The following is a 14,397-nucleotide window of genomic DNA, read 5'->3' as shown; positions in this document are numbered from 1 at the left end:
TTTTGCGCCGAAGGCGTGGCGCTCCGTAAGGGAATCGAACCCTTATTTTAGCCTTGAGAGGGCCATGTCCTAACCGTTAGACGAACGGAGCGTGCGCGGAGGGGATAGCCGGGAATGGCGGTGGCTGCAAGATGCTGCCGCCCCCTCGCCCACTTATATGGTTATGGTTCGCAGGCGAACCCTTGGGGTTTTGGCGAGCCCTTGGGGTTCGCAAACGAACCTCAGGGCTCGCTGGCGAATTTCAGCGTTCCCGCGGGTTTCAGGCTCTTGGCGTCGAAAGTGCGGATTTCGGTGCTGCCGCCGACGTCCAGCGTCAGCACGATCCGGTCGCCGGCTACCCCCGTGGAGAGGATTTTGGCGCCTTTCGGCAGAGTCGCGGTCGTCGCCGACGTCACAGTGCTTCCATCCGTGCGGAAAAGGCGGTAGCCGATCACGACGAGCAGCGCGCCGACGCCCAAGGCGGTGGTCAGGCCCGCGATCAGCATCATGCGGCGGACGCGCGCGATCATGGCGGCCTGTTCAAGGGTCGGTTCGGGCGCGCTATCGGCGGCGGGCTGGGTCATGCAAACACTCGTCTCTTAATTCACGGCTCTCGAAGCAACACGCTTCTGTCAGGTAAGGCTTTACGGAATGAACGATCAACGGCTGGATGTCACGGTGCAGGGCGACGAAGGCTCGACCCGGCTCGATCGCGTGCTCGCCGTGCGCAGCCCGGCTTTGTCGCGGTCGCGGCTGAAGGCGCTGATCCTCGCCGGCCAGGTGACGATCACCCGGTCTTCGCAAGACCCCAGCCCCGTGCGCGACCCCGCTTATCATGTCGCTGCCGGCGATACGATCACAATCGACGTCCCGCCGGCCATCGCGCCGGAGCCCGAAGGCGAGGATATCGCCCTCGATATCGTATTCGAGGACGAGGACATCATCGTCATCAACAAGCCGAAGGGCCTCGTCGTACATCCCGCCGCCGGCCATGAGACCGGCACGCTGGTGAATGCGCTGATCGCCCATTGCGGCGCGTCGCTGTCGGGGATCGGCGGCGTCAAGCGGCCGGGCATCGTGCACCGGCTGGACAAGGACACCACCGGCCTGATGGTGGTCGCCAAGAACGACGCCGCCCATGCGTCGCTGACCGCGCAATTCGCCGATCACGGCCGCACCAACGAGATGCGGCGCGGCTATATGGCCTTTGCCTGGGGCATTCCGAACCGGCCGCGCGGCACGGTGGAAGCGCCGATCGACCGGCACCCCCATGCCCGCGAGAAAATGGCCGTCCGCGAAGGCGGCCGCGATGCCGTCACCCATTGGGAAGTGCTGCAGGAATTCCCCGACCGCCACGGCAAACCGATCGCGTCCCTGTTGGCTTGTCAGCTCGAGACCGGGCGGACGCACCAGATCCGCGTGCATCTGGCGCATATCCAGCATCCGCTGATGGGGGATTCGGTCTATGGCTCGCATTTCAAGACCAAGGCGTCGTCGCTGGGTGTAAAGAGCCGCGCGGCGCTGGAAGCGCTCGACCGGCAGGCGCTTCACGCCTATTTGCTGGCTCTGGAGCACCCTCGCACGGGCGAGATTCTGGAGTGGACCAGCGAGCTTCCTCACGATTTGGCGGTTCTGAGAGCCCATATGGCCGTGCCAGAATGACGCAGATGCATATAAAAAAGTAAGCCTTTCCAAACGCTTATATTGGCCCCACGGGAACGTGACAGGGAATTCACTTTCAATACGCTTGTAGTAGGGTGTATGTTGCACCTGCGTCAAATGAGACGCGGAACATCGCAGCCAGGGCGGCTTTAACAAAGCGCTCGCTGCCTGGCCCGCCGCTATCGGGGGTCTGAACCACTGGAGGGCATCATAATGGCCCGTACAGCTACCCTTCCGGTTCTCAATGGAGAATCCGGCCTCTCGCATTACCTCGCCGAGATCCGCAAGTTTCCGATGTTGGAACCTCAGCAGGAATATATGTTTGCCAAGCGTTGGCGCGAGCACGACGATCGCGACGCGGCACATCACCTTGTGACCAGCCATCTGCGACTCGTCGCCAAGATCGCCATGGGCTATCGCGGCTACGGTCTGCCGATCTCCGAAGTTGTCTCGGAAGGCAACGTCGGTCTGATGCAGGCTGTGAAACGCTTCGAGCCGGAGAAAGGCTTCCGCCTGGCCACCTACGCCATGTGGTGGATCAAGGCGTCGATTCAAGAGTACATCCTGCGTTCGTGGTCGCTCGTGAAGATGGGCACCACCGCGAACCAGAAGAAGCTGTTCTTCAACCTGCGTAAGGCGAAGAGCAAGATTTCCGCCCTGGACGAAGGTGATCTTCGCCCCGACCAGGTGAAGCTTATCGCCACGCGTCTCGGCGTGACGGAACAGGACGTGATCGACATGAACCGCCGCCTCGGTGGCGACGCGTCGCTCAACGCACCGATCCGTGACGACGGCGAAGCCGGCGAATGGCAGGACTGGTTGGTCGATAACTCGCCCAATCAGGAAACCATCATGGCGGAGCACGAGGAGTTCGATCATCGCCGTCAGGCGCTGAACGGCGCCATCGGTGTCCTCAACCCGCGCGAACGGCGCATCTTCGAGGCGCGTCGCCTCGCCGATGAACCGATGACGCTGGAAGATCTCGCCTCGGAGTTCGGCGTCTCGCGCGAGCGTGTCCGTCAGATCGAAGTCCGCGCCTTTGAAAAGGTGCAGACCGCGGTCAAGGGCACCATCGCCAAGGCGGAAGCTGCCGCTCTGGAAGCTGCGCACTAACAGGCGCAGCGGATACAACGAATACGAAAGCCGGCGGAAACGCCGGCTTTTTTGTTGGGCTCAATTATCTGATCGGCTTCGCCAGCGCCTCAGTCCGGTCGCGCTCGGTCATGTCGATCACCGTTTCGACGGGTGCCGTCAGTTCATAGACGTAGGACACATCGGTGAAGTAGCGCTTCGCCGTACCGCCCAGCGCTTCCGGCGCCACGCGATCGAGCAGCACCAGACCGAAATCGCTGTCCGGCCGCCGCGTTGCTTCGCTGGTGTTGAACTCTTCCCAGCGGAAGTTGAACAGCCCATCCGGCTCGCTGCCCGTAATCTCCCAATGCGCAACAATATGCGGATGCTTGCCGACCAAAGACAGGCCCTCGTCGGAATGCGAGGCCAGTTCAAAGAACAGCAGCGACAGGCTCTGCGCGGCGCGCGCGCTGACAATAATATCCGGACCTTCCAGTGCGATACGGTCGGCATGCGGGATCGCTCGCGCCTCGAACAGGCCCTTGAGCTGCACGCCCTGCCACTGGCTCTCGCTCAGCAGCGACACAACATTCGACATCGCGTGAATACGGCCGATCAGGAGATCGCGCGCGTTGTCCACATCGGAGCCGTGGCGCAGCGTGCGTGTCACGATGGACTGGATCACCGCCAGGATGTTCTTCACGCGATGATTGAGCTCGTCGATGACGGCGGTCAGGCGACGTTCGAAGCCGATGCGTATCTCCACCTCGCGCCGCAGCCGCAGATTGGCGTAGGAGACATAGCCGAACAGCCCGCAAACAATGGCCGTCAGCGCGAGGCCGAACCCACCGACAATGATCGCGGTGCGCTGCGCGCGCAGCTCGGTATTGACCTTCGGATAATAGCCCAGCGACCAGTCACGCCCGCCGAACGAAACCGTGCGCAGGACTGCCAGCGCAGGACCATTCGCCACCAGCGGGCGCGCCGTTACCCTGCCATCGTCGTCGGCGACGATTTCGCCGTCAGCAACGCGCGGATCTTTCAGCGCCACCGAGAACAATGACATCTCGTCATTGGCCAACATCAACGGCCCAAGTTCATAGGAGAACGACACGAAGCCGGCCGGCGCGGGATCGCCTTCGGGCACAACTGGCGTCACCAGTACCAATCCCAGCGGTCCATCGGGCTGCTGCAGCGGCGTGGGGCTGGAGGCGACCGGCTTGCCCTCGTTCACGGCGCGCACCAGCGTTGGCCCTGTGACGGGAGAGAAATTCAGGGCGCGACCGGCAAAGCCTTCGGTGACGGAATTGCGCGGCTCCACATCCATCAGCACGTCGAGCGGCTGCCCCAGCGCCCTGGCATCCAGGCGATCGTCGTTGTAGCTGCGGATCGTAGGATTGCGGTAGCCGGCGCTGGCCAGCTCCGCGCTGGCGGCCGCGAATTCGTTCGGCTGCAGGCGAGCGATCCAGGCGGCAATCGCGAAATCGGTCTTGAAGGCGTAGATCGAGGCCCGCAGCGGCTGCAGCATATTGGCCTTCATGACCGTCGGCGCACGAAACAGCCCGGCTGCGACGCGCGCCAGCAATTCGCGCTCGGTCAACCGCTCCTGCACCAGGCTGGCATGGATATCCACGGCCCGACCCAGCGCGATATTCTCGATCGCCAGCTCCTGGTCATGCACGCGATAGGCCGCAAGGCCGGAGAGCAGAGCTCCGACCAGTGCCAGTAATGCGATGATGAAACCAAGCCGGACCACACGGATACTCGGGAAATTAGGACGTTGCTGCCGGGTCAGCGGCTCAGGAGTATGCCAATCACGCCGGAACAATTTGGTTCCAGCCCGATAGAAATTATTTCCGGACCGGACAAATCTTGAAAAACAGGCTTAACGCAATATCACACGACACATTGGCCGACGGGCGTCGACCAGCCCGTCGTTATAGCCAACCCAATATGAACGCCTCAAGTCGAAGCCCACTGGTGAGACTACGGCAGAGGCCTTGTTCACAAGTCTCAGGCGACTGCCTTGGCCTTAAGGCCGCCCTTGCTCTCAATGAATGAGATAATCCGGTCGAGACCTTCCTGCGTCTTCATATTGGTCATCACGAAGGGCCTGACCCCGCGCATCCGTTTGGCGTCGACGTCCATCTTCTCGAGCGAAGCCCCGACATAGGGCGCCAGATCGATCTTGTTGATCACCAGCAGGTCGGAGCGCGTGATACCCGGCCCCCCCTTGGAGGGGATCTTGTCGCCGGCCGCAACGTCGATGACATAGATGGTGATATCGGCCAGTTCCGGCGAGAAGGTCGCCGCGAGGTTGTCGCCGCCGGACTCGATCAGCACCATGTCGAGATCGGGAAACTTGACGCGCATGTCGGCAACGGCGGCGAGGTTCATCGAGGCGTCCTCGCGGATCGCCGTATGCGGACAGCCGCCAGTTTCGACGCCAGCAATGCGATCCGCCGTCAACGAGCCCGAGCGCACCAGATATTCGGCATCCCACTTCGTGTAGATGTCATTGGTTATCGCCGCGATGTCGTAGCGCTCGCGCATGGTCTTGCACAGCAGATCCATCAGCGCGGTCTTGCCGGAGCCGACGGGACCACCAATGCCGACGCGGAGCGGACCGTGAAAACTGGACATGTCAGGGGTGCTTTCGGTTGAGGATGAAGCGACGGCCCTCATCCTGAGGAGCGGCGGCTTCGCCGCGTCTCGAAGGATGTGCCAAGCAACTCATGGTTCGAGACGCGCGCCAAGCGGCGCGCTCCTCCAGCCGGAACGCGATTGCGTTCAGGCGACCATGAGGGGTCTGGTGTGTGATTTGAGCTGGAGCCATCATGACCTGAACAACCGCGTATACTGCGTCTCGTGACGCATGCTGGCGATATCAGAGCGGAATGTCGCGCCGCCGAGATCGTCGAGGGATGCAGCCATAGCGCGTTGGCCAGTGGTCACGACGACGGGCTCCAGCGCTGCAAGTACGCGCTGGCTGTCGGTCTGACCGAGCGGCACCAGCCTCGCGCCAGCGGAAATCCAGTTCGAGACCACCGCGTGGAAAAAACCATGCATCGTTGCCGACAGCGGCACACCATGGGCGGCGCTCACAAGTCCGACGGCGACGGGATAGACAATCGGACTGTCGCATATCCCGATCAGCCGCTCCATAGCCTCATGCGACCAGGCATTGCGCGCGATCTCGATGAAGGCCTTGCCTTGCGTGGTGGTCTCCAGCTGACGTTCCCTTGATGGCGCGAAGGCGCTGGCGAGTTCGGCAACCTCGCGCAATGCCTTGTCGTCGCCGTCAGATGCTGCGCGGTGCACATGAGCGAGAAACACGCCATCGCAAAACCCTGCGCCATCGGACAGCATCGCCGACAACCAGTCCTGCAGGCTGGCAGCATCGGTGATGTCGCCTGCTTCCACCGCCCATTCGATACCGCTGGAATAGGAAAACGCGCCGACAGGAAAAGCCGGCGACAGCCAGGTCATCAGCCGGTACAGCGCAGCGCCTTCGTCGGCAGACAAGGCGGGAGAGTCGCTCAGCGAACTATTGTCCGCCGGTCTATTTGTGGTCATGAGCATGGGAGTGACGATGGTGGTCGTGCTTGCTGTCGTGATCATGATGATGATCGTGATGATCGTGATCGTGACCGCAATGCTCGTCATGGACATGCTGGTCATGGCCATGACCGGCATGACCGTGCGCGTCATGGCTGTGGCCATGGTGGTCGTGCCCATGATCGTCGTGACTGTGTCCATGATCATGATGTCCATGACCCGCCGGCTCATGCGCAGCGGCATAGGCGCCGCCTTCGGGATCGAACGGTGCCTCGATCTCGATCACCTTGGCGCCGAGGCCCTTCACCATCTCCTCGATGACGTGGTCGCTGCGGATGCGCAGTCCCTTGGCCATGATCTGCGTCGGCAGATGGCGGTTGCCGAGATGCCAGGCGAGCCGCACCAGATGGCCGGGATCGGTACCCCGGATTTCGATCAGCGGCTCCGGCGCTGCGACCACCTCGATCAGGCGGCCGTCTTCCAGCACCAAAGCGTCGCCGCCCCGCAGGGCGACGGCGTTTTCGAGATCGAGCAGGAATTCCAGTCCGCGCGTCCCCGTCATCGCCATGCGGCGACGATGACGATCGTCGAAGTCGAGAACGACGGTATCTGCCGCCGCCTCTTTCCAGTTGTATTGGCCTTTGACCTCAGTCGCGCGGATCATGAACTCTCTCGTCTGGTTTAACGCACCACGACGTCAGCCGGGGTGATGATTTCGATCTTCGGAGGCGCGCTGAAGCATTTCACCGCGACGCGGCCGAAAGTCTTCATATGTTCCTGCGTCCGGTGCGGCACCAGTGCCTCGGCATTCTCCCACTGCTCGACGAACACCATACGGGTCGGATCGGTGACGCTCTCGTGCAGATCATAGGCGATATTGCCCGCTTCCTTGCGGGTCTCGGCGATACAAGCCTTGGCAGCTTCGATCAGTTCGGCGCGGGCTTCGGGTTTCACGGACAAAGTGGCAACGACGTAGATCAAGGGGAGTCCTCCCGGTTTGTTGTTGTGGCTAAGAATGCCGGGACGGACATTAGGGGGGAATGCGAGGGGGAGGAAGGGGGGCACCTTTCATCTCACCGCCTCTACTCGTCATTCCGGGGCGCGTCGAAGGCGCAGCCAGCGACGCGAGCCCGGAATCCCGACATGGTGAAGCGCCGTCGTGCCCCAGCGCGAGATTCCGGGTTCGCCGACCGTCGCCTGCGGCGCCGGTTCGGCGCCCCGGAATGACGAGCGATAGCGCACCTCAATACATAAAGTACCTCTGCGCCATCGGCAGCATTTCTGCCGGCTCGCAGGTCAAAAGCTCGCCATCCGCCCTCACCTCATAGGTCTCCGAGTCCACCTCGATCTTCGGCGTCGCGCCGTTGTGGATCATGCTCTTCTTCGAGATGCCGTCGCGGACATTTTCCACCGCATAGAGCGACTTCTGAATGCCGAGCTTCTTGGCGAGACCGCCCGCCACCGCCGCACCCGATGTGAACACCACCGACGACTGGGTCAGCGCGCGGCCGAAGGCGCCGAACATCGGCTGATAATGCACGGGCTGCGGCGTCGGGATCGATGCGTTCGGATCGCCCATCGGCGCCGCGACGATGGAGCCGCCCTTGATGACGAGATCCGGCTTGACGCCAAAGAAGGCCGGCGACCACAGCACCAGATCCGCCATCTTGCCCTTCTCCACCGAGCCGATCAGCTTCGAGACACCATGGGCGATAGCGGGGTTGATCGTGTATTTCGCGATGTAGCGCTTGACGCGGAAATTGTCGTTGTTGCCCTTGTCTTCCTTCAGCGAGCCGCGCTGCTTCTTCATCTTGTCGGCGGTCTGCCACGTCCGGATGATGACTTCGCCAAGCCGGCCCATGGCCTGACTGTCTGACGACATCATCGAGAGCGCGCCGAGATCGTGCAGGATGTCTTCGGCGGCGATGGTCTCCTTGCGGATACGGCTTTCGGCAAAGGCCAGATCTTCCGCAATCGACGGATCGAGATGGTGGCAGACCATCAGCATGTCCAGATGCTCATCGATGGTGTTGCGCGTGAATGGCCGTGTCGGATTGGTCGATGACGGCAACACGTTCTTGAGGCCCGCGACCTTGATGATATCGGGCGCATGGCCGCCGCCGGCACCTTCGGTGTGGAAGGCGTGGATGGTACGACCCTTGAAGGCCTTGATGGTGTCCTCGACGAAGCCAGACTCGTTCAGCGTGTCGGAATGCAGCATCACCTGCACGTCGTAGTCGTCGGCGACGCTGAGGCAGTTGTCGATCGCGGCGGGCGTGGTGCCCCAGTCCTCGTGCAGCTTCAGCGCACAGGCGCCGGCATTGATCATTTCCACCAGCGGCGCGGGCTTCGAGGCATTGCCCTTGCCGGAAATGCCGAGATTGACCGGGAACGCATCGAAGGACTGGATCATCCGCGCAATGTGCCATGGACCGGGCGTACAGGTCGTCGCGAAGGTGCCGTGCGACGGGCCGGTGCCGCCCCCGAGCATCGAGGTGACGCCGGACATCAGCGCGTGTTCGATCTGCTGCGGGCAGATGAAATGGATATGGCTGTCGAAACCGCCGGCAGTGAGGATCTTGCCCTCGCCCGCGATGACATCGGTGCCCGGACCGACATTGATGGTCACGCCCGGCTGGATATCGGGATTGCCGGCCTTGCCGATGGCGTGGACCATGCCGCCCTTGAGTGCCACGTCGGCTTTCACGATGCCCCAGTGATCGACGATCAGCACGTTGGTGATGACCGTGTCGACGGCGCCCTGCGCGCGTGTCGCCTGCGACTGCCCCATGCCGTCGCGGATCACCTTGCCGCCGCCGAACTTCACTTCCTCGCCATAGATGGTGAAGTCCTTCTCCACCTCGATGATCAGATCGGTGTCGGCGAGCCGCACGCGATCGCCGGTGGTCGGGCCGAACATGTCGGCATAGACGGAGCGTTTGATTTTCACGGGCATGAGATCGGGCCTTCCCAACGGTGGAAGATGAGGAGAGTGGATTCGAACGCAACGATGCCGCGGGGGACGCAGACGTCCCGATCAGTGCGCAGCCTGCGCCTTCGTTCATTGACGGCGTGGCCCGCCACTTCCATAGCTTGGCACCCCAACGAGGCGCGCGGCGTCGGGATCTGAGACGGAGACCGATATCGTGAGATGGAAGAACGTCTATCCATTTGTCGCGGCGTGCCTGCTGTTCGCGCTGACGTCCTGGCTATACATGACCCGCGTCATGTGGCTCGGATTTCCGGACGGCTTCATTCCCGAACTGGACGCCGCTGAAGCGATCCTCGTCACCTGGTTCAACTGGTTCAGCATCGCTCTGGGCATCTGGTTCGTGATCCTTGGCATCCGATCGTTCCGTGACGATGTCGGACGTTGGTCATTGTACAGCTGTCTTCTGTTCGTCTCGGTCGTCCTGATATCGCTGGCCATCGATCGATACTTCCGCTCGTTCATGATGGACAGCGCCGGCGGCTAGGCGCTCAGAGCTTCCCCATCACATCGCCGCGGAAGCCGTAAACCGTGCGCTTGCCAGCGAGTTCTACCAGTTGCACGTCGCGGGTCTGGCCAGGCTCGAAACGCACCGCAGTGCCTGCGGCGATGTCAAGGCGCATGCCGCGGGCCTTCTTGCGGTCGAATTTCAGCGCGGGATTGGTTTCAAAAAAGTGGTAGTGCGAGCCGACCTGGATCGGCCGATCGCCGGAATTTGCCACCGTCAGCGTGACGGTCTTGCGGCCGGCATTGAGCTCGATCTCGCCGTCCTGGATGAAGAGTTCGCCGGGGATCATGTGACCTCTCGATTTTCTCGGTGTCATGGCCGGGCTTGACTTGGCCATCCACGCCTTAGAGCGCTGAAAATGGATGCGCGGGTCAAGCCCGGGCATGACGGAGTTTGAACTAGCGGATCGGTTCGTGCACCGTGACGAGCTTCGTCCCGTCGGGGAATGTCGCTTCCACCTGAATGTCGTGGATCATCTCGGCGATCCCATCCATGCATTGCGCGCGGGTGATGACCTCGGCGCCGGATTTCATCAGCTCGGCAACGGTGCGGCCGTCGCGCGCGCCCTCGACGATGAAATCGGAGATGATGGCGATGGCTTCGGGATGGTTGAGCTTGACGCCGCGTTCCAGCCGGCGGCGCGCCACGATGGCGGCCATCGATATCAGCAGCTTGTCTTTTTCGCGGGGAGACAGGTTCATTGCAGGTCTCTGAATAAGTTTAGTTGAGCCACATGCGCGGCAGCATCGCGCCTGATCGTCCAAGCACCGCCATCATGTCGGTGCGCAGCTTCGCCGCATCTTGTGCACAGAAGCGGGCCATTGCAAAGCCGTTCCAGCAGGAGATACCAACTTCACCGCCAGCGCCATCCGTGGCTTCGCGTAGCCGCTCAATGAGCGCCTCGTCGCCCGGCACGATCAGCGCCGTGCCGATGGCCACCGCGCCATTGCCGATTGCCGGTCTGGCCAGTTTCGCGGCGATATCGCCATCCAGCCGCACGTTTTCCGCGAACACCAGCCTGCCACCGCGACGCAGGCGCCAGCGGTCGACGAAAGACCCCGTCTGCATCACCTCACCCATCGCCGCACGACCGAACACCACGATCTCGCAAAGCAAAAGCGTCGCGCGATCAGCCAGATCGATATCGATGCGCCTGATGGTGCGGGCCTGGTCGAACAGGATGGTTTCCTGCGGCAGCCAGGACAGATGCGCGCCGGCCTCGGCCTTCAGCGCGATGTTGATTTCGGCGGCGGGACCATGGGAGCGATAGACCTTCTCGGCGGCCGCCGTGGTCACTGTCAGGCTGGTGCCCTCGCCGGCCGTGATGTCAATATCGAAACGGTCGCCGCCCGCCGCGCCGCCAGCGGTGTTGACGAACATCGCCGACAAGCCGTGATCTTCGGGGGACGGGAAACGCACGCGCAGCGAGCCGGATTCATGCAGCTGGCGGCGGCGCGTCTTGCCCTCCGCCAGATGCACGTCGAACTTGACCGCACCGCGGGCACGATTAGCGGCAAAGATCGCCGAGGACGATGAGATCGCCGATGACGACAGCGTGGTGTTGTCAGCCTGCATGCACTCTCCGGCTTTGAGCCGCGCTACAGCGCCATCTGGCGGCTGATCTCGGCGGGATCGAGCGTCGAGCGGTCGCAGGTGTATTTCACCGCGCCGCGATCCATCACGGCGAAGTTGTCGCCGAGTTCGCAGGCAAAGTCGAGATACTGCTCCACGAGGACGATGGCAATATTGCCGAGCGAGCGCAGATAGGAAATCGCGCGGCCGATATCCTTGATGATCGAGGGCTGGATGCCTTCGGTCGGCTCATCCAGCAGCAGGAGCTTCGGTCGCATCACCAGCGCGCGGCCGATGGCGAGCTGCTGCTGCTGGCCGCCGGAGAGATCACCGCCGCGGCGGCCGAGCATCGAGTTCAGCACCGGAAACAGCGAGAACACGTCGTCGGGAATGTTGCGGTCGGCGCGCTTCAGCGGCGCATAGCCGGTCTTGAGGTTTTCTTCCACCGTGAGCAGCGGAAATATCTCGCGCCCCTGCGGTACGAAAGAAATGCCGCGCCGCGCCCGCTCGAACGGCTTCAGCGTCGAGATATCCTGACCGTCAAACGTAATCGAACCGCTTGAAATCGCCTGCTGGCCGACCATGGCGCGCAACAGCGACGTCTTGCCGACGCCATTGCGGCCGAGCACGCAGGTCACCTTGCCGGGTTCGGCCGAAACGGTGACACCGCGCAGCGCTTGGGCTGCACCGTAATAGAGGCTGATGTTATCGACTTTCAGCATGGTGATGCCTCAGGCATTCGCGATTTTACTCCGTCATGGCCGGGCCTGTCCCGGCCATCCACGCCTTGGGTGTTAGCAGAAAAGACGTGGATGCCCGGGACAAGCCCGGGCATGACGGCGTGTGTGGTGAAGCGCTGCATCATCACCGCCCCAAATAAACTTCGACCACGCGGTCATTGGTCGACACCTGATCGATGGTGCCTTCGGCCAGCACCGTGCCTTCGTGCAGACAGGTCACCTTGACGCCGAGTTCGCGCACGAAGGTCATGTCATGCTCGACCACCATGACGGTCTTGTTGTCGCGGTTGATCGCCTTCAGCAATTCGGCGGTCTGATGCGTTTCGACGTCGGTCATGCCCGCGACGGGCTCGTCCACCAGCAGCAATTTCGGATCTTGCGCCAGCAGCATGCCTATTTCGAGCCACTGCTTCTGGCCATGGGAGAGATTGCCGGCAAGACGATAACGCGAGTCCGTGAGGCGGATGGTCTCCAGCACCTTGTCGATGCGCTCGGACTCGGCGCCGCTGCCACGCCAGAACAGCGTGCCGCGCACGGAGTGATCGACATTCAATGCCAGCAGCAGATTGTCGTAAATCGTCTGGCTCTCGAACACCGTCGGCTTCTGGAATTTACGGCCGATGCCGAGCTCGGCGATCTTGGTTTCGTCCAGCAGCGTGAGATCATGGGTGCCGTCAAAATAGACGTCGCCCTCGTCCGGCTTAGTCTTGCCGGTGATGATGTCCATCATCGTGGTCTTGCCGGCGCCGTTCGGGCCGATGATGGCACGCATCTCGCCGGGCGCCAGCACCATCGACAGGTTGTTGATGGCATGGAAGCCATCGAAAGAGACATGAACGCCGTCAAGATAGAGCTGCGCCGAGGTGATGCGCTTCTGCCGCGCTTCCGCCTCGCGCGCTGCGACCACGGGATCGATCACGGCAGGCGCGTGGGAGGCCGGCGTCGTGGGGGCTGGCGTTTCAATCACGGTCATCACGCCTTCTCCGCCAGATGAGGTTTGGTAACGCCATCTTCCGCTGCGGCACTATCGGCATTGGCATTGCTGCTCGCCTTGCGGGACTCCGACCACGCATTGAAGGTGCCGATGATGCCCTTGGGCAGCAACAGCGTCACGAGAATGAACAGCGCACCGAGCATGAACAGCCAGTAGGGAGCAAGCGCGCCCGATGTGAACACCGTCTTGGCGTAGTTGACCACAACCGCGCCGAGCGCCGCACCGACCAGCGTGCCACGACCACCGACCGCGACCCAGATGACTGCTTCAATCGAGTTCGCCGGGGCGAATTCACCGGGATTGATGATGCCCACCTGCGGCACATAGAGCGCACCCGCAACACCGGCCATGCAGGCCGACAGCGTGAACACGAACAGCTTGTAGGATTCGACGCGGTAGCCCAAGAATCTCGTGCGGGATTCCGCGTCACGTATGGCGATCAGCACCTTGCCGAGTTTCGAGGTGACGATGGCGCGGCAGACGAGGAAGCCGACGATTAGCGCCAGACAGCTCAGCGCAAACAGCGCCGCCCGGGTGCCGTCGGCTTGCACGTTGAATCCGAGGATATCCTTGAAATCGGTCAGGCCGTTATTGCCGCCGAAGCCGAAATCGTTGCGGAAGAAGGCCAGCAGCAGCGCATAGGTCATCGCCTGGGTGATGATCGACAGATACACGCCAGACACGCGCGAGCGGAAGGTGAGCCAGCCGAACACGAAAGCCAGGATGCCCGGCGCGATCAGCACCATCGCAGCGGCGAACCAGAACATGTCGAAGCCGTACCAGTACCACGGCAGCGCCTTGTAATTCAGGAACACCATGAAGTCCGGCAGGATCGGATTGCCATAGACGCCGCGCGAACCGATCTGGCGCATCAGATACATGCCCATGGCGTAACCGCCGAGCGCGAAGAAGGCACCGTGACCGAGCGAGAGAATGCCGCAATAGCCCCAGATCAGATCAATCGAGAGCGCGAGAATGGCGTAGCAGACATATTTGCCGAACAGCGCCATCAGATAGGTCGGCACCTGCAGCGGCGAGTCCGCCGGCAGCAACAGGTTCGACAGCGGAATAAGAATGCCGACGGCGGCGACGATCAGCAGGAAGATCGTGGCGCTGCGGTCCAGCGTTCGGGTGAGGAAATGCGGCGTCATGAGATGGCTCCGCAGTATGCCCAATTGTAGCTAGCACCGGCGCCAATGGTCCCCTCCCCCCTTGCGGGGGAGGGTGGCGCGTTAGCGCCGGGAGGGGGGTAGCCGCAAGCGCCGGAGCTTGGGGTTACCCCCCTCCCCGACCCTCCCCCGCAAGGGGGGAGGGAGAACATCAG

The 14,397-nt window shown here is 62.3% G+C and carries 16 protein-coding genes and 1 tRNA gene; 3 read left to right on the top strand and 14 right to left on the bottom strand.

The window, feature by feature from the left end; genetic code table 11:
• Positions 1–16: 16 nt before the first annotated feature.
• Together AB8A50_RS28290 and AB8A50_RS28285 are read right to left on the bottom strand one after the other, a co-directional pair.
• Positions 17–91 (bottom strand) — tRNA-Glu (locus tag AB8A50_RS28290).
• A 130-nt stretch (positions 92–221) separates the two neighbouring features.
• A complete protein-coding gene (locus AB8A50_RS28285) occupies positions 222–563 on the bottom strand; it encodes a hypothetical protein (RefSeq protein ID WP_089261503.1) in 342 nt (113 codons plus the stop codon).
• Between the two features lie 67 nt (positions 564–630).
• On the opposite strand from AB8A50_RS28285, the gene AB8A50_RS28280 reads away from it, so the two are divergent.
• A complete protein-coding gene (locus tag AB8A50_RS28280) occupies positions 631–1,641 on the top strand; it encodes an RluA family pseudouridine synthase (RefSeq protein WP_439079654.1) in 1,011 nt (336 codons plus the stop codon).
• Between the two features lie 213 nt (positions 1,642–1,854).
• Positions 1,855–2,754 (top strand): RNA polymerase sigma factor RpoH, encoded by a 900-nt coding sequence (rpoH, locus tag AB8A50_RS28275; protein WP_089261507.1) that lies wholly within the window; start codon positions 1,855–1,857, stop codon positions 2,752–2,754.
• A gap of 64 nt (positions 2,755–2,818) precedes the next feature.
• Here rpoH and AB8A50_RS28270 read toward each other — a convergent pair whose 3' ends face one another.
• The 6 genes from AB8A50_RS28270 to ureC all read right to left on the bottom strand — a co-directional run bounded on the left by AB8A50_RS28270 (position 2,819) and on the right by ureC (position 9,226).
• Entirely contained in the window at positions 2,819–4,468 is a 1,650-nt protein-coding gene (locus tag AB8A50_RS28270; RefSeq protein WP_089261509.1) for a CHASE domain-containing protein, read from the bottom strand.
• Between the two features lie 257 nt (positions 4,469–4,725).
• Positions 4,726–5,355 (bottom strand): urease accessory protein UreG, encoded by a 630-nt coding sequence (ureG, locus tag AB8A50_RS28265; RefSeq protein WP_068733948.1) that lies wholly within the window; start codon positions 5,353–5,355, stop codon positions 4,726–4,728.
• Between the two features lie 192 nt (positions 5,356–5,547).
• Positions 5,548–6,294: an urease accessory protein UreF gene (locus tag AB8A50_RS28260; RefSeq protein WP_439080050.1), complete on the bottom strand. Its 747-nt coding sequence runs from the start codon at positions 6,292–6,294 to the stop codon at positions 5,548–5,550.
• A complete protein-coding gene (locus tag AB8A50_RS28255) occupies positions 6,275–6,934 on the bottom strand; it encodes an urease accessory protein UreE (RefSeq protein ID WP_439079653.1) in 660 nt (219 codons plus the stop codon). Before AB8A50_RS28255 ends, AB8A50_RS28260 begins: the two co-directional genes overlap by 20 nt.
• Positions 6,935–6,951: 17 nt before the next feature.
• Positions 6,952–7,251, bottom strand: coding sequence for a putative quinol monooxygenase (locus AB8A50_RS28250; protein ID WP_068733944.1), 300 nt, complete (start codon positions 7,249–7,251; stop codon positions 6,952–6,954).
• A 262-nt stretch (positions 7,252–7,513) separates the two neighbouring features.
• The gene (gene ureC / locus AB8A50_RS28245; RefSeq protein ID WP_439079652.1) at positions 7,514–9,226 is read right to left on the bottom strand and encodes an urease subunit alpha; all 1,713 of its coding nucleotides are present in this window, start codon (positions 9,224–9,226) and stop codon (positions 7,514–7,516) included.
• A gap of 190 nt (positions 9,227–9,416) precedes the next feature.
• Between ureC and AB8A50_RS28240 the strand changes: the two genes are divergently transcribed.
• Positions 9,417–9,746: a hypothetical protein gene (locus tag AB8A50_RS28240; protein ID WP_439079651.1), complete on the top strand. Its 330-nt coding sequence runs from the start codon at positions 9,417–9,419 to the stop codon at positions 9,744–9,746.
• Positions 9,747–9,750: 4 nt separating this feature from the next.
• On the opposite strand, the gene AB8A50_RS28235 is transcribed toward AB8A50_RS28240, so the two are convergent.
• From AB8A50_RS28235 to urtC, 6 genes are all read right to left on the bottom strand, one after another.
• The gene (locus AB8A50_RS28235) at positions 9,751–10,056 is read right to left on the bottom strand and encodes an urease subunit beta (RefSeq protein WP_116663917.1); all 306 of its coding nucleotides are present in this window, start codon (positions 10,054–10,056) and stop codon (positions 9,751–9,753) included.
• A 109-nt stretch (positions 10,057–10,165) separates the two neighbouring features.
• A complete protein-coding gene (locus AB8A50_RS28230) occupies positions 10,166–10,468 on the bottom strand; it encodes an urease subunit gamma (RefSeq protein WP_068733936.1) in 303 nt (100 codons plus the stop codon).
• 19 nt (positions 10,469–10,487) lie between these two features.
• Positions 10,488–11,342 (bottom strand): urease accessory protein UreD, encoded by an 855-nt coding sequence (locus AB8A50_RS28225; RefSeq protein ID WP_439079650.1) that lies wholly within the window; start codon positions 11,340–11,342, stop codon positions 10,488–10,490.
• A gap of 23 nt (positions 11,343–11,365) precedes the next feature.
• Positions 11,366–12,061: an urea ABC transporter ATP-binding subunit UrtE gene (gene urtE, locus AB8A50_RS28220; protein ID WP_068733931.1), complete on the bottom strand. Its 696-nt coding sequence runs from the start codon at positions 12,059–12,061 to the stop codon at positions 11,366–11,368.
• A 142-nt stretch (positions 12,062–12,203) separates the two neighbouring features.
• A complete protein-coding gene (gene urtD, locus AB8A50_RS28215) occupies positions 12,204–13,052 on the bottom strand; it encodes an urea ABC transporter ATP-binding protein UrtD (RefSeq protein ID WP_439079649.1) in 849 nt (282 codons plus the stop codon).
• Complete coding sequence (gene urtC / locus AB8A50_RS28210) at positions 13,052–14,224, bottom strand: urea ABC transporter permease subunit UrtC (protein WP_439079648.1); 1,173 nt, start codon at positions 14,222–14,224, stop codon at positions 13,052–13,054. The genes urtD and urtC overlap by 1 nt, the downstream gene beginning before the upstream one ends.
• Between the last annotated feature and the right edge of the window lie 173 nt (positions 14,225–14,397).

It is taken from the genome of Tardiphaga sp. 841_E9_N1_2 (assembly GCF_051811065.1).
GTDB lineage: Bacteria > Pseudomonadota > Alphaproteobacteria > Rhizobiales > Xanthobacteraceae > Tardiphaga > Tardiphaga robiniae.
This window is presented reverse-complemented; position numbering and strand designations above follow the sequence as displayed.

Bases quoted from the DNA above. Each gene is read 5' to 3' on its own strand.
- AB8A50_RS28285 (WP_089261503.1), bottom strand. From the start codon at position 563: ATGACCCAGCCCGCCGCCGATAGCGCGCCCGAACCGACCCTTGAACAG.
- AB8A50_RS28280 (WP_439079654.1), top strand. From the start codon at position 631: ATGAACGATCAACGGCTGGATGTCACGGTGCAGGGCGACGAAGGCTCG.
- rpoH (WP_089261507.1), top strand. From the start codon at position 1,855: ATGGCCCGTACAGCTACCCTTCCGGTTCTCAATGGAGAATCCGGCCTC.
- ureG (WP_068733948.1), bottom strand. From the start codon at position 5,355: ATGTCCAGTTTTCACGGTCCGCTCCGCGTCGGCATTGGTGGTCCCGTC.
- AB8A50_RS28260 (WP_439080050.1), bottom strand. From the start codon at position 6,294: ATGCTCATGACCACAAATAGACCGGCGGACAATAGTTCGCTGAGCGAC.
- AB8A50_RS28255 (WP_439079653.1), bottom strand. From the start codon at position 6,934: ATGATCCGCGCGACTGAGGTCAAAGGCCAATACAACTGGAAAGAGGCG.
- ureC (WP_439079652.1), bottom strand. From the start codon at position 9,226: ATGCCCGTGAAAATCAAACGCTCCGTCTATGCCGACATGTTCGGCCCG.
- AB8A50_RS28235 (WP_116663917.1), bottom strand. From the start codon at position 10,056: ATGATCCCCGGCGAACTCTTCATCCAGGACGGCGAGATCGAGCTCAAT.
- AB8A50_RS28230 (WP_068733936.1), bottom strand. From the start codon at position 10,468: ATGAACCTGTCTCCCCGCGAAAAAGACAAGCTGCTGATATCGATGGCC.
- AB8A50_RS28225 (WP_439079650.1), bottom strand. From the start codon at position 11,342: ATGCAGGCTGACAACACCACGCTGTCGTCATCGGCGATCTCATCGTCC.
- urtE (WP_068733931.1), bottom strand. From the start codon at position 12,061: ATGCTGAAAGTCGATAACATCAGCCTCTATTACGGTGCAGCCCAAGCG.
- urtD (WP_439079649.1), bottom strand. From the start codon at position 13,052: ATGACCGTGATTGAAACGCCAGCCCCCACGACGCCGGCCTCCCACGCG.
- urtC (WP_439079648.1), bottom strand. From the start codon at position 14,224: ATGACGCCGCATTTCCTCACCCGAACGCTGGACCGCAGCGCCACGATC.